Source organism: Pseudomonas sp. P867 (genome assembly GCF_019891455.1).
Lineage (GTDB): Bacteria > Pseudomonadota > Gammaproteobacteria > Pseudomonadales > Pseudomonadaceae > Aquipseudomonas > Aquipseudomonas synxantha_A.
Genome location: NZ_JAFLXB010000001.1, coordinates 273,074 through 285,986, shown reverse-complemented (window position 1 = coordinate 285,986; position 12,913 = coordinate 273,074). Strand labels below are relative to the sequence as shown.

11 protein-coding genes are annotated in these 12,913 nt (G+C 62.2%); all 11 read right to left on the bottom strand.

The features are described 5' to 3' along the window. Positions 1 to 3: 3 nt before the first annotated feature. The 11 genes from J1G33_RS01415 to rsmH are packed head-to-tail and all read right to left on the bottom strand — an operon-like array spanning position 4 to position 12,912. Positions 4 to 960 (bottom strand): D-alanine--D-alanine ligase, encoded by a 957-nt coding sequence (locus tag J1G33_RS01415; RefSeq protein ID WP_032877721.1) that lies wholly within the window; start codon positions 958 to 960, stop codon positions 4 to 6. After that, positions 957 to 2,405: a UDP-N-acetylmuramate--L-alanine ligase gene (murC, locus tag J1G33_RS01410; protein WP_005784945.1), complete on the bottom strand. Its 1,449-nt coding sequence runs from the start codon at positions 2,403 to 2,405 to the stop codon at positions 957 to 959. Before murC ends, J1G33_RS01415 begins: the two co-directional genes overlap by 4 nt. Then, positions 2,398 to 3,468 carry an undecaprenyldiphospho-muramoylpentapeptide beta-N-acetylglucosaminyltransferase gene (gene murG, locus J1G33_RS01405; protein ID WP_032877722.1) on the bottom strand — a complete coding sequence of 357 codons (1,071 nt, stop codon included), beginning with the start codon at positions 3,466 to 3,468 and terminating at the stop codon, positions 2,398 to 2,400. The genes murC and murG overlap by 8 nt, the downstream gene beginning before the upstream one ends. Next, positions 3,458 to 4,669, bottom strand: a complete 1,212-nt coding sequence (gene ftsW, locus J1G33_RS01400) for a putative lipid II flippase FtsW (protein WP_164365925.1) — start codon at positions 4,667 to 4,669, stop codon at positions 3,458 to 3,460. The genes murG and ftsW overlap by 11 nt, the downstream gene beginning before the upstream one ends. 8 nt (positions 4,670 to 4,677) lie before the next feature. Next, positions 4,678 to 6,024: a UDP-N-acetylmuramoyl-L-alanine--D-glutamate ligase gene (gene murD / locus J1G33_RS01395; protein ID WP_005784940.1), complete on the bottom strand. Its 1,347-nt coding sequence runs from the start codon at positions 6,022 to 6,024 to the stop codon at positions 4,678 to 4,680. 6 nt (positions 6,025 to 6,030) lie between these two features. Continuing rightward, positions 6,031 to 7,113, bottom strand: a complete 1,083-nt coding sequence (gene mraY, locus J1G33_RS01390) for a phospho-N-acetylmuramoyl-pentapeptide-transferase (protein ID WP_005784939.1) — start codon at positions 7,111 to 7,113, stop codon at positions 6,031 to 6,033. Further along, positions 7,113 to 8,483, bottom strand: coding sequence for a UDP-N-acetylmuramoyl-tripeptide--D-alanyl-D-alanine ligase (gene murF / locus J1G33_RS01385; RefSeq protein ID WP_078820310.1), 1,371 nt, complete (start codon positions 8,481 to 8,483; stop codon positions 7,113 to 7,115). The genes mraY and murF overlap by 1 nt, the downstream gene beginning before the upstream one ends. Then, entirely contained in the window at positions 8,476 to 9,939 is a 1,464-nt protein-coding gene (locus J1G33_RS01380) for a UDP-N-acetylmuramoyl-L-alanyl-D-glutamate--2,6-diaminopimelate ligase (RefSeq protein ID WP_005784935.1), read from the bottom strand. Before J1G33_RS01380 ends, murF begins: the two co-directional genes overlap by 8 nt. Next, positions 9,939 to 11,681 (bottom strand): penicillin-binding protein 2, encoded by a 1,743-nt coding sequence (locus tag J1G33_RS01375; RefSeq protein WP_164699553.1) that lies wholly within the window; start codon positions 11,679 to 11,681, stop codon positions 9,939 to 9,941. Before J1G33_RS01375 ends, J1G33_RS01380 begins: the two co-directional genes overlap by 1 nt. Next, entirely contained in the window at positions 11,681 to 11,974 is a 294-nt protein-coding gene (gene ftsL / locus J1G33_RS01370) for a cell division protein FtsL (RefSeq protein ID WP_003188663.1), read from the bottom strand. The genes J1G33_RS01375 and ftsL overlap by 1 nt, the downstream gene beginning before the upstream one ends. Continuing rightward, positions 11,971 to 12,912 carry a 16S rRNA (cytosine(1402)-N(4))-methyltransferase RsmH gene (gene rsmH, locus J1G33_RS01365; protein WP_223017697.1) on the bottom strand — a complete coding sequence of 314 codons (942 nt, stop codon included), beginning with the start codon at positions 12,910 to 12,912 and terminating at the stop codon, positions 11,971 to 11,973. The genes ftsL and rsmH overlap by 4 nt, the downstream gene beginning before the upstream one ends. Between the last annotated feature and the right edge of the window lies 1 nt (position 12,913).

The following is a 12,913-nucleotide window of genomic DNA, read 5'->3' as shown; positions in this document are numbered from 1 at the left end:
GTCTTAGCCTCGTGACTCGATACTTGCCGCCAGGATCGCCAGCACCAACTGCTGAAAATCCAGGCCGGCTGCGCGAGCGGCCATCGGCACCAGGCTGTGGTCGGTCATCCCCGGTGCGGTGTTGACTTCAAGGAACCAGAAATTCCCTTGGTCATCCTGCATCACGTCTGCCCGCGCCCAACCGGCGATACCCAACGCCTCACAGGCTTTCGCCGTGAGGTCCATCAATTGCTGTTCCTTGGTTGCTTCGAGGCCACATGGGATCCGGTACTGGGTATCGGAAGCCAGGTACTTAGCGTCGTAGTCATAAAAGGTGTGGGGCGTGCCCAAAGCGATGGGCGGCAATACCTGGCCACGCAGGGTGGCGATGGTGTACTCGGGACCGGAAATCCACTGTTCCACCAACACTTGCGAATCATAGGTACTTGCCGCTTTCCATGCGTCGATCAATTCGGCGGCCGAGTTCACTTTAGCCATGCCGATACTGGAGCCTTCATGGGCTGGTTTGACGATCAAAGGCAGGCCCAGTTCCTTGGCCGCAGAAATACAATCGTCTTCGCTGCACAGCACGGCGTGACGCGGGGTCGGAATACCCAGGCTGTGCCACACCTGCTTGGTGCGCAATTTGTCCATCGCCAGCGCGGAAGCGAGGATACCGCTACCGGTGTAGGGGATGCCGGCACATTCGAGCAGGCCTTGCATGCTGCCGTCTTCACCGCCACGACCATGGAGGATGATGAAGGCGCGGTCGATCTTCTCGGCTTGCAGACGGGCGAGGAAGTCATCGCCGACGTCGATGCCAAAGGCGTTCACACCGGCACTTTGCAGCGCCTGGAGCACGGCATTGCCGGACTTGAGCGACACTTCGCGCTCAGCGCTCTTGCCGCCGAACAGCACAGCGACGCGACCGAAATCGGCAGGCGCGACAGTGGAAAACAGGGAGCCGTAGTCAGTGATCATTTCGACGCCCCCTTTGCCACGGCTGCAAACAGCGGGCTCGCCAGCAACTTGGGCGCAAGGCCACCGATATCACCGGCACCCTGGCACAGCAGGATGTCGCCGGCGCGCAGCAACGGCTTGACGATAGGGGCCAGGTCGACGCCACGCTCGATGTAGATCGGGTCCAGTTGGCCACGCTGGCGGATGCTGTTGCACAGCTTGCGGCTGTCAGCGCCCGGGATCGGTTCTTCACCGGCCGGGTAAACCTCCATCAGCAGCAGCACGTTGGCATCGGCCAGCACATTGACGAAATCGTCGTACAGGTCGCGGGTACGGCTGTAGCGGTGCGGCTGGTAAACCATCACCAGGCGGCGCTCCGGCCAGCCGCCGCGCACGGCCTTGATCACAGCGGCAACTTCGGTCGGGTGGTGACCGTAGTCGTCCACCAGCATCACGTCACCGCCTTCAACCGGCAACTGGCCGTAGACCTGGAAGCGACGGCCGACACCGGCAAAGCGCGACAGCCCTTCGACGATGGCTTCATCGCTGACGCCCTCATCGGTGGCGATGCAGATGGTCGCCAGGGAGTTCAGCACGTTGTGGTTGCCCGGCATGTTCACCGAGACATCCAGCGGTTCGCGGTCGGGACGCAGCACGGTGAAGAAGGTTTGCATGCCTTCCTGGCGTACATTGATTGCGCGCACATCGGCGTCTTCGCTGAAGCCGTAGGTCACGGTCGGACGCTTGACCTGCGGCAGGATTTCACGCACCACCGGATCGTCCAGGCACACCACCGCCAGACCGTAGAACGGCAGGTTGTGCAGGAAGTCGACGAAGGTTTTCTTCAGTTTATTGAAGTCACCGTCGTAGGTCGCCATGTGGTCTTCGTCGATGTTGGTGACGACGGCGACCAGCGGTTGCAGGTGCAGGAAGCTCGCATCGCTCTCATCGGCTTCGGCGATCAGATAGCGGCTGGTGCCGAGCTGGGCATTGGTGCCGGCTGCATTCAGGCGGCCACCGATGACGAACGTCGGGTCCAGGCCACCGGCGGCGAACACCGAAGCGATCAGGCTGGTGGTGGTGGTCTTGCCATGGGTACCGGCGACGGCGATGCCGTGGCGATAGCGCATCAGTTCGGCGAGCATCTCGGCACGCGGCACCACCGGGATACGGCGTTCAAGGGCGGTGGCCACTTCCGGGTTGGACGTGTTCACGGCACTGGACACCACCAGCACGTCGGCCTCGGCGGCGTTCTCGGCACGGTGGCCGATAAAGATCTGCGCACCGAAGGACTTCAGACGCTCGGTGACCGGCGACTCTTTCAAGTCCGAGCCGGACACCTGGTAGCCCAGGTTCAGCAGTACTTCGGCGATGCCGCACATGCCCACACCACCGATACCGACGAAGTGAATGCGACGGATGCGGCGCATCTCGGGTTGCGGCATGGCTTTCTGATTCTCAACCATGGGCCACCTCCAGGCAGATATCGACCACGGTGCGGGTTGCGTCAGGTTTGGCCAGGCGGCTTGCGGTGCTCGCCATGCTGTTGAGTCGTTCCGGTTGCATCAAAACCTCGGTCAGGCGTGCGGCCAAATCGGCGGCGCCAGTCGTTCTTTGCGGCAGCAGGAAGGCAGCGCCCTCCCCGGCCAAATATTCGGCGTTGCGGGTCTGGTGATCGTCGATCGCATGGGGCAAAGGCACCAGCAACGACGGCAGACCGGCAGCGGCCAGTTCACTGACGGTCAGCGCACCAGCGCGGCAGACCACCAGGTCGGCCCAGCCATAGGCTTGGGCCATGTCTTTGATGAAGGGCTGTACATTGGCCTCCACACCGGCCTCGCGATAACGCGTGGCGGTGACTTCATCATGGTTCTTGCCGGCCTGGTGGAAGATCTCCGGGCGCAGAGTCTCAGGAAGTTGCGCAACGGCTTCAGGCAGCAATTTGTTCAGTGGCTCGGCGCCCAGGCTTCCGCCCAGGATCAGCAGGTGCGCCTTGCGGCCGGCCAGAGCGTCACGCGCAATGGCCATGAACAGTTCGGTACGCACTGGGTTACCGGTGGTACGAAGCTTGTCCGAGGCAGCGAAGGTTTTCGGGAAGGCTTCACACACCCGCGATGCCAACGGCACCAGCAGACGGTTGGCAGTCCCGGCGACGGCGTTCTGTTCGTGCACGATCACCGGTACGCCAGCGAGCTTCGCCGCAACGCCACCAGGGCCGGTCACATAACCACCGAAACCGAGCACGCACACCGGCTTCAGTTCGCGGATGATCCTGCGTGCCTGCATGACCGCCTTGAGCAACACGAACGGCGCCTTGAGCAGGGACAACTTGCTCTTGCCACGCAGGCCGGTGACGTTGATCAAATGCAGGGGCAAACCGGCATTGGGCACCAACTCGTTTTCAATGCCACGGGGCGTACCCAACCAGTGCACGGTATAGCCGCGGTTCTGGAATTCACGGGCGCAAGCCAGGGCCGGGAACACATGCCCCCCGGTGCCGCCGGCCATGATCAACACGTTAGCGCCCATGGGTCGGCTCCTCGGCGAAGTCGCTTTCGCTGAACTCCATCTCTTCGCTGCCCAAGTGGGTTCGACTCTCCCACTCGATACGCAGCAACAAGCCAAGACAGGCGCAGCAGATCACCAACGAACTGCCACCGTAGCTGAGGAACGGCAAGGTCAGGCCCTTGGTCGGCAACAGGCCGACGTTCACGCCGATGTTGATCAGGAATTGGCCGATCCACAGGAACGCCAGCCCGTAGGCAACGTAGGCGGCAAAGAACTGCTTGGCCTTCTCGGCCCACAGACCGATGTACATGGCGCGTACACAGACGAATACGAACAGGCCGACAGTGCACAGCGAACCCACGACACCCAGCTCTTCGGCCAGTACCGAGAACACGAAGTCGGTGTGGGCTTCGGGCAGGTAGAACTGCTTCTGCACGCTGTTGCCCAGGCCCACGCCCAGCCACTCGCCGCGACCGAAGGCAATCAGCGCCTGGGTCAACTGGTAGCCGGAACCGAACTGATCGGACCAGGGGTCGGTAAAGGTAATCAGACGCGCCATCCGGTAAGGCTGCGCTTGTACCAGAATGGTCACCGCCGCGACTGCCAATACCACCATCAAGGTGAAGCGGAACAGGCCGACGCCGCCGAGGAACAGCATGGCCGCCGCAGCCCCCATCATGACCACGGTGGCACCGAAGTCGGGTTCCATCAGCAATAGCCCGGCCATGGGCAGCAGCACGATGAAGGGTTTGAAGAAGCCCATCCAGCTTTCGCGCACTTCTTTCTGACGGCGTACCAGGTAACCGGCCAGGTAGATCACCACGAACACTTTGGCGATCTCCGAGGGCTGCACGTTGAACGCGCCGAAGCCGATCCAGCGCATCGAACCGTTCACCTCGCGGCCGATGCCGGGCACGATCACCATCACCAGCAAGCCGAACGCGCCGATCAGCATCAGCCAGCCCAGACGCTGCCAGGTGGCGATAGGAATCATCATGGTGACGATGCACGCGCCGAGGCCGATCACCAGATACACCAGGTGACGGATCATCATGTAAAGGGTATTGCCCGACTGCACGGCAGCCACTTCGGAGGATGCCGAAGTGATCATCACCAGGCCCAGGCCGAGCAGCGCGAGGCACCCGGCGAGCATCGGGAAATCGAGGTCGATGCCGCGCCCGGTAATGATCGGCGACGGGTACGGCTTGATGATGTTTTTCAGGTTGAGGCTCATGCCAAGGCCTCCACGGCGCGGGCGAACAGCTGACCGCGCTCTTCGTAATTCTTGAACATGTCGAAACTGGCGCAGGCCGGCGACAGCAGCACCGCGTCACCCGGCTGGGCCAGGGCTTTGCAGTGGGCAATGGCGTCATCCAGCGAGGTCGCGCGTACTTGCGGCACCGCGTCGCCGAGGGCGGCGGCGATCAGGTCCGAATCGCGACCCATCAGCACCACGGCGCGGCAATGGGCGGCGACCGGATTTGCAAGGTCCTTGAAGTCGGCGCCCTTGCCATCACCACCCGCGATCAGCACCAGCTTGCCGTCGATATCGGCACCCAGGCCCTCGATGGCAGCCAGGGCGGCACCGACGTTGGTGGCCTTGGAGTCGTTGTAGTAGCTCACGCCATTGAGGTCGCGTACCCACTGGCAGCGATGCTCAAGGCCAGCGAACGTACGCAGGCTGGCGAGCATCGCGTCGAATGGCAGGCCAACCGCATGACCGAGTGCCAGTGCAGCCAGGGCATTGGACTGGTTATGTGCGCCACGGATCTTCAGCTCGCGTACCGGCATCAGGTTCTGGAATTCGAAGGCCAGGTACTTCTCGCCGTTCTCTTCGCGAATGCCGAAGCCTTTGAAATCGGGTTTGCCCAGGCCGAAAGTCCAGCAAGGCATGCCCTCGCCCATCAGCGGACGGCTCAGGGCATCCTGGCGATTGACTACAAATTGCCTGGCGCCACGGAAGATCCGGTGCTTGGCCAGGTGATAAGCCGGCAGGCCGCTGTAGCGGTCCATATGGTCTTCGCTGACATTCAGCACGGTGGCCACTTCAGCGCCGAGATCGTGGGTGGTTTCCAGCTGGAAGCTCGACAACTCCATCACGTACAACTCGACGTCGTCACTGAGCAGGTCCAACGCCGGCACACCAAGATTGCCGCCCACGGCCACGCGCTTGCCGGCCGCAGCCGCCATTTCGCCGACCAGGGTGGTCACGGTGCTCTTCGCATTGGAACCGCTGATGGCCACGATCGGCGCCTTGGCGTTACGCGCAAACAGATCGATATCGCCGGACAGCTTGACGCCACGCGCTGCAGCAGCTTGCAGGGCGGGTGTAGCCAGGGCCAGGCCGGGGCTCACGTAGAGCTCATCGGCACGGCACAGAAACTCGACATCCAACTCGCCACAACGCACTTCCACGTGCGGGTAGTCACGGCGCAGCGTGACCAGCTCCGGTGGATTTTCCCGCGTGTCGGCCACGGCAAACGACGTGCCCCGGTTCGCCAGGAAGCGAACCAGGGACATGCCGCTCTTGCCGAGGCCGACAACGATGCGGAAGTGGTCTGAAGCGATCAGGGACACTCGTTTCTACCTCAGTTTCAGGGTGGCAAGGCCGACCAGTACCAGAATCACGGTGATGATCCAGAAACGGACAATCACACGTGGCTCGGGCCAGCCCTTGAGTTCAAAGTGGTGGTGGATCGGCGCCATGCGGAACACACGACGCCCGGTCAATTTGAAGGAAGCCACCTGGATGACCACCGACAGGGTTTCCATCACGAACACACCGCCCATGATGAACAGCACGATTTCCTGGCGAACGATCACCGCAATGGTGCCCAGGGCAGCGCCCAGCGCCAGCGCGCCGACGTCACCCATGAAGACTTGTGCCGGGTAGGTGTTGAACCACAGGAACCCCAGGCCGGCACCGATCAGCGCGCCGCAGAACACGATCAGCTCACCGGCGCCCGGTACGTAAGGGATTAGCAGGTATTCTGCGAATTTCACGTTGCCCGACAGGTAGCAGAAGATGCCGAGTGCACCGCCAACCATCACCGTCGGCATGATCGCCAGGCCATCAAGGCCGTCGGTCAGGTTCACCGCGTTGCTGGAGCCGACGATCACGAAATAGGTCAGCACCACGAAGCCGACACCCAGTGGAATGCTCACATCCTTGAGCATCGGGATGATCAAGGTGGTTTCCACGGCGCTTGGCGCAGTGGTGTACAGGAAGACTGCCGCAGCGAGACCGAACACCGACTGCCAGAAATACTTCCAGCGGCTTGGCAGCCCCTTGGAGTTTTTCTCGATCACTTTGCGGTAGTCATCCACCCAGCCGATGGCACCGAACAGCAGGGTCACCAGCAGCACCACCCACACGTAGCGGTTATGCAGGTCGGCCCAGAGCAAGGTGCTGACGCCGATGGACGACAGGATCAGCGCACCGCCCATGGTCGGCGTACCGGACTTGGACAGGTGCGACTGCGGGCCGTCGTTGCGAACCGATTGACCAATTTGCAGGTTCTGCAGGGTGCGGATCATCCACGGCCCCAGGAACAGTGACAAAGACAGCGCGGTCAGCACACCCAGGATCCCGCGCAGGGTCAGGTACTGAAAGACCGCGAAGCCTTTGTGGAACTGTTGCAGATACTCAGCCAGCAGCAGCAGCATTAATGTTTCTCCGTACTTGAGCCACACAAGGCTGCGACGACGTTTTCCATCACCGCGCTGCGCGATCCCTTGATCAAAATGGTTGTGTGTTTGTCGTGTTCAGTCGCCGTCAGCGCCTGGATCAATTCAGCTTGCGTCGCAAAATGCCGCGCACCGGGACCGAAGGCGCTCACGGCGTGAGTCATGTTCGGGCCGACCGCGTAGAGCGCGTCGACCTTGCCGCTGGCGTAGGCACCTACTTCCCGATGGGACTGCTCGGCCCAGTCGCCCAGCTCGGCGATATCGCCCAGCACCAGTACTTTGCGGCCATCGAAACCCTTGAGCAGATCTATGGCGGCGCAGACCGAGGACTGATTGGCGTTGTAGGTGTCATCAATCACGCGCATGCCGTTGGCAGCCAATTGCGCCACAGTGCGGCCCTTGACCGGCTGCACCGCGCCCAGGCCCGTAGCGATACCGAACAGCGACACGCCCAGGGCATGGGCGGCGGCGGCGGCGGCCAGGGCGTTGGCAACGTTATGGTTGCCCAGCAGGTTCAGCTGCACGTGTTCGCTGCCTTGCGGGGTATGCAAGGTGAAGGACGGGCAACCGCGGGCGTCGACGGTGATATTTGAAGCATGGAAGTCGGCCGCGGCATTGAGCACCGCAAACGTCAGCACCTTGCGGCCGGCGGCGCGTACACGCCAGGTCGCGAAAGCCTTGTCGTCCTGGTTCAGCACAGCGGTGCCCGAGGCGTCGAGCCCTTCAAGAATTTCACCCTTGGCTTCGACGATTTTTTCCGGGCCGCCGAACTCGCCGACATGGGCGGTACCGGCATTGTTGATGATCGCCACGTGAGGCTTGGTCAGCGCCACGGTGTAGGCGATTTCGCCGATACGCGAAGCCCCCAGCTCGATCACGGCTGCCGTGTGCTCCGGGGCCAGTTCGAGCAGGGTCAGCGGTGCGCCGAAATCATTGTTGAGGTTGCCACGGGTCGCAAGCACCGGCCCGCGCGTACGCAGGACACCGGCAAGCAGTTCCTTGACCGTGGTCTTGCCGCTGGAGCCGGTAATGGCCGCCACCGGCTTATCAAAAGCAGCGCGGTTGAGCGCACCCAATTGACCCAAGGCCAAGCGAGTATCGGGCACCAGCAATTGCGGCAAGGTGGAGTCGGGCACTTCACGCTGTACCAAGGCACCGACGGCACCTTTGGCGGCGACTTCGTTCAGGTAGTCGTGACCATCGAAGCGCGGGCCTGCCAAGGCGACAAACAACTGCCCAGGCTGAATGTTGCGGCTGTCGATACTCACGCCGTTGAAGGTGCAATCGCTCGACACTACGCGGGCCGACAGGGCCTGGGTGAGTTGGCTGAACTGCATGACTTTAAGCATGGGCGACCTCCCAGGCAGTCAAGGCGTGATCAGCCTCGACCAGATCGGAGAAGGCATGGCGCTCGCCGTTGATTTCCTGGTAGTCCTCGTGCCCCTTGCCCGCCAGCACCACCACATCGTCAGCGCTGGCGCTGGCAATCAGTTGGGCAATGGCGGCACCACGACCAGCAACGAAGGTGGCCTTGGAGGCATCTTTGAAGCCGACACGGATGTCATCGAAAATCTGGCTTGGGTCTTCACTGCGCGGGTTGTCGTCGGTGACGAGTACGCCGTCGGCCAAACGCTCGACAATCTCAGCCATCAAAGGACGCTTGCCGCGATCGCGATCACCGCCGCAGCCGAACAGGCAGAGCAATTTGCCCTTGGCATGTGGGCGCAGGGCTTCGAGAACTTTTTCCAGGGCATCCGGGGTATGGGCGTAATCGACCACCACCAGCGGCTGTTTGCCGCCACCCAGGCGCTGCATACGGCCAGCCGGGCCCTCAAGCTTGGGCAGTACGCGCAGGATTTCATCCAGGGCGTAATCCAGACCCAGCAGCGCGCCGATGGCAGCGAGTACGTTGCTCAGGTTGAAGCGGCCGAGCAAGGTACTGCGCAAGTGGTGTTCGCCCTGGGGCGTGACCAACGTGGCGCGTACGCCCTCGTCATTGAACTGGGCTTCGCGGCAATACAGGTAGGCACTGGAATCTTTCAGGCTATAACTGATCAGGCGTGCTTCGCTTTCTTCGCCAGCCAGTTGACGGCCAAATGCGTCGTCCAGGTTGATCACCCGGCACTTCAGGTCATTCCAGGCAAACAGCTTGGCCTTGGCGGCGGCGTACGCCTCCATGGTGCCGTGGTAGTCGAGGTGATCACGGGACAGGTTGGTCATCACCGCAACGTCAAAGGCCAGGGCAGCCACTCGCCCCTGATCCAGACCATGTGAGGAAACTTCCATGGCAACCGCCTTGGCGCCGGCCTTTTTCAGGTCGGCCAGGGTCGCTTGCACGGCAATCGGGTTCGGCGTGGTGTGCAGGCCGCTTTGCAGCGCACCATAAAAGCCAGTGCCCAGGGTGCCGACGATGCCGCAGTGCTGGCCCAACAGGTCAAGAGCCTGGGCGACCAACTGGGTCACGCTGGTCTTGCCATTGGTGCCGGTCACGCCGATCAGGTTGAGTTGGCGGCTCGGGTCGCCGTAAAAACGCCCGGCGATGTCAGAGAGCTGCGCAGCCAGGCCCTTGACTGGAATCAACGGCACGTCGGTGATCGGCAGCACAGTGGCGCCTTCCACTTCATAGGCCACAGCCGCCGCGCCGCGCTGCAGGGCGTCTGCGATATGCGCACGACCATCGAACTTGCCGCCAGGCACCGCCAGGAACAGGTCACCGGCGCGTACGTTGCGGCTGTCCAGGCTCAATTCGCGAATCAGCAGATCGCGGCCGGCATGGGCAAAAATCTTGTTGAGGCTCAGAGACATCAGCCGCGCCCTCCATTGGCTTTGACAGCGGCGGCCGGTGGTCCGGCGTTGGCTTGTTGGGTCGGCGGCAGATTGTCCGGCGTGATGTTCATCAGGCGCAGGGTGCCGGACATCACTTTGCTGAACACCGGCGCCGAGACCAGGCCACCGAAGTAGCCGGCTTTACTCGGTTCGTCGATGACCACGACGATGGCGTAGCGCGGGTCGCTCATCGGGCCAAAACCGGCAAACAGCGAGCGATAGGAGTTTTCGGCGTAGCCCTTGGTGCCTACCGATGTCTTGCGCGCAGTACCCGACTTGCCTGCCACGTGATATGCCGGCACCTGGGCACGGAACACGCCGCGTGGAGCTTCGATCACTTGTTGCAGCATGCCCTGGATGGTCTTGGCGACTTTTTCCGGAATGACCTGGTTGGCTTTCGGCGGTTCGTCCACATGGATCAGGCTCAGCGGCACCATGCGGCCGTTATTGGCCAACACCGAAAACGCGTGGGCCAACTGGATCGCAGTGACCGACAGGCCGTAGCCGTAGGACAGCGTGGCAGTCTCGGCCTTTCTCCACTCGCGGTAGTTCGGCAGGTTGCCCACGCGCTCACCCGGGAAATCGAGGCCGGTGGGTTGCCCCAGACCGATTTTTTGCGCCAGGTGATAGATCGTTTCGCCACCAATGTCGAAGGCAACCTTACTCATGCCCACGTTACTGGAATTGATCAGGATGCCTGTCAGATCCAGCACCGGACCTTCGCTGCGGGATACGTCACGAATGGTGTATTTGCCAAGTTGCAAGGTGCCTGGGTAAACCTCGACCTTGTCGGTAGGTTTCCAGCGCCCGGTTTCCAGGGCAGCGCTCATGGAGATGGCTTTCATGGTCGAACCGGGCTCGAACACGTCGATCATTGCGCGGTTACGCATCATCGCCGGCTGCAGGTTGCGACGGTTGTTGGGGTTGTAGGTCGGCTGGTTGACCATGGCGAGGATCTCGCCGGTCTTCACGTCCATGATCACCAGGCTACCGGCCTTGGCGCCGTTCTCGATGATCGCGTTACGCAGTTCGCGGTTGGCCAGGTATTGCAGGCGCAGGTCGATCGACAACGCCAGAGGCTTGCCGGCCTTGGCGTTTTTGGTGACCTGGACATCCTTGATCAGCCTGCCGCGCCGATCCTTGATGACCTGCCGCTTGCCCGGAACTCCGGCCAGCCATTCGTCGTAGGCCAGCTCAACGCCTTCGCGACCATGATCATCGATATCGGTAAAGCCGACCATGTGCGCGGTGGTTTCACCGGCCGGGTAGAAACGACGAAACTCCTCGATGCCGTAGACACCGGGGATTTTAAGGTCGAGCACCTGCTGGCCCTGCTCGGGTGTGAGCCCGCGAACCAGATAGATGAATTCCTTGTTGGCCTGGGCTTCGAGGCGATCGGTCAGGGCCTTGCGGTCCTGGCCAAGGGCGGCGGCCAGCTCGGGCCACTTGTCCTTGGCAACTTGCAGCTCTTTAGCGTTGGCCCACAGCGTCGTCACCGGGGTACTGACGGCCAGGGGCTCGCCATTACGGTCGGTGATCAGGCCGCGGTGCGCAGGAATTGGAATATGCCGCAGGCTGCGGGCGTCACCCTGGCCGATCAGGAAGTCGCGGTCGACCACCTGCAGGTCGAAGATGCGCCAGACGATGGCACCCACCATCAATGCCAGCAAGCCGAGCATCAGGCGGAAACGCCACGGGTAGAGTGCGCCTTCGAGCTTCATCATGGCGCCACCATGCGAACTTCGGCCGCGCCCGGAATGTGCATCTTCAACTGCTCGGTGGCCAGCACTTCGATACGGCTGTGGGCTGTCCAGGTACTTTGTTCGAGGATCAACCGGCCCCACTCCGCCTGCGCCTTGTCACGCACGCTCAACTCCCCATACAGGGTATTGAGCAACTGACGGTTCCAGTGGGCGCTGTAGGACACCGCAATCGCGGACACCAGCACGCCGACAAACAGCAGCAACATAAAGAAGCTGCCGCCCGGCAGGGGTTTGGCGAAAAGCTTGCTCACCGCAGCTTCTCCGCGACGCGCATGACGGCGCTACGGGAACGTGGGTTGGCCTTGAGTTCGGCTTCGGAAGCGAACTGCGCTTTGCCATGGATTTTGATTTTCGGCACAAAGGCTTCGAAACGTACCGGCAGGTTGCGCGGCAGGTTGTCGGACTCGCCCTTGACCAGACGACGCATGAACAGTTTGACGATGCGGTCTTCCAGGGAGTGGAAACTGATCACCACCAGGCGGCCGCCCACTTCCAGAGCGTCCAGAGCGGCTTCGAGGCCGGCTTCCAGATCGCCCAATTCGTTGTTGACGTGAATGCGCAGGCCCTGGAACGCGCGAGTTGCCGGGTTCTTGCCCTTTTCCCACGCCGGGTTGGCGACCTTCAACACTTCGGCCAGGTCGGCGGTACGCTCGAAAGGCTGGATTTCCCGACGCTCGACCACGGCACGCGCCATCCGGCCGGCGAAGCGTTCTTCGCCGTATTCCTTGAATACGCGGGCGATTTCTTCCACCGGTGCGGTGGCGATGAACTGGGCAGCGCTGACCCCACGGGTGGGGTCCATGCGCATATCCAGGGGGCCGTCGTTCATGAAGCTGAAGCCGCGCTCAGGGTCGTCGAGCTGCGGCGAAGACACGCCCAGGTCGAGCAAAACCCCGGCCACCTTGCCTGCCATGCCGCGCTCGGCGACTTCGACACCCAGCTCGGCAAAGCTGCGCTGCACAACGACAAAGCGGCCGTCTTCGGCCGCTAGCGCTTGCCCGGTGGCAATCGCTTGAGGGTCCTTGTCGAACCCGAGGAGCTTACCGTCGGGCCCGAGCTGGCTGAGTATCAAACGGCTGTGCCCGCCCCTGCCGAAGGTGCCATCCAAATAGCAGCCATCCGCGCGTACGGCGAGAGCCTCAACGGCTTCGTCAAGCAGTACGGTGATGTGGTTAAAGCCGCTATCAATA

What these genes read in the sequence shown, in the direction of transcription:
- J1G33_RS01415 (WP_032877721.1), bottom strand. Translation starts at nt 960, where the DNA reads ATGATCACTGACTACGGCTCCCTGTTTTCCACTGTCGCGCCTGCCGAT.
- murC (WP_005784945.1), bottom strand. Translation starts at nt 2,405, where the DNA reads ATGGTTGAGAATCAGAAAGCCATGCCGCAACCCGAGATGCGCCGCATC.
- murG (WP_032877722.1), bottom strand. Translation starts at nt 3,468, where the DNA reads ATGGGCGCTAACGTGTTGATCATGGCCGGCGGCACCGGGGGGCATGTG.
- mraY (WP_005784939.1), bottom strand. Translation starts at nt 7,113, where the DNA reads ATGCTGCTGCTGCTGGCTGAGTATCTGCAACAGTTCCACAAAGGCTTC.
- murF (WP_078820310.1), bottom strand. Translation starts at nt 8,483, where the DNA reads ATGCTTAAAGTCATGCAGTTCAGCCAACTCACCCAGGCCCTGTCGGCC.
- J1G33_RS01380 (WP_005784935.1), bottom strand. Translation starts at nt 9,939, where the DNA reads ATGTCTCTGAGCCTCAACAAGATTTTTGCCCATGCCGGCCGCGATCTG.
- J1G33_RS01375 (WP_164699553.1), bottom strand. Translation starts at nt 11,681, where the DNA reads ATGAAGCTCGAAGGCGCACTCTACCCGTGGCGTTTCCGCCTGATGCTC.